The organism is Vibrio sp. 378, assembly GCF_033339435.1.
In genome coordinates this window covers 1-689 of record NZ_JAWOUO010000576.1, presented here as the reverse complement: position 1 = coordinate 689, position 689 = coordinate 1, and the positions used below count along the sequence as shown (strand labels likewise).

The following is a 689-nucleotide window of genomic DNA, read 5'->3' as shown; positions in this document are numbered from 1 at the left end:
AAATTGAATTCCACTTCATGTTCATCAATACGTTCGTCTTGATTGCGGAACATCAATAAGTGGTTTGCAATTCGAGCAATGTCCAAATAACTGACTTCTGGACGAGCGGTAACAAACTTTTCGTTTGAAGAGACTTCTCGAAAATCGTTGTCGAACCCCCAGCGTTCTAGCACCAACTTACTGGTTGCAGAGCAGCGAGTTTGGAAGATTTGCAACGCGATATCAGGGTCAAGGTAATTGCCACTATCCAGATACAGGTGATATTCGTTAATGAGGCAGAACAAGCCAATATCGGCCAGTAAGCCAACTAGAAGTGCCTTTTCCAGCTCCAGATGTGTGTAAATAGAAGGCTCGTGTTTGTGGAATTCTTGTACGACCAGCACCATCGTGGCGCCAAGTTCTCGAGAGACGGCCGCGCTTTTTAACAGTATGTCATTGCACTCTTTACTCAGATTGACCGCGTGTTTCAATTGCTCGATAGCTTGTGCGGTCACGATGCCTCGAACGCGGAAGATACCTAAACGAGAGACGGCGGTAGTTAAATCACTACAAGTAATGTTTCTTCGGTTAAAAATCACCGAGTTGGCTACGCGAATCACAATAGCAGCTCACCCTGGATCTTCTAAAAGGCAATTTGCGACATCAGAAACCGTGGTGTTTTCTTCTATACAAAGTTTTTGAATTTTGAT

Annotated in this window: 1 pseudogene; it reads right to left on the bottom strand. The window is 44.3% G+C overall.

Annotation, left to right across the window (positions count from 1 at the left end):
- Positions 1-689: pseudogene (locus R7Q48_RS27620) on the bottom strand (HDOD domain-containing protein); the annotation flags it as partial.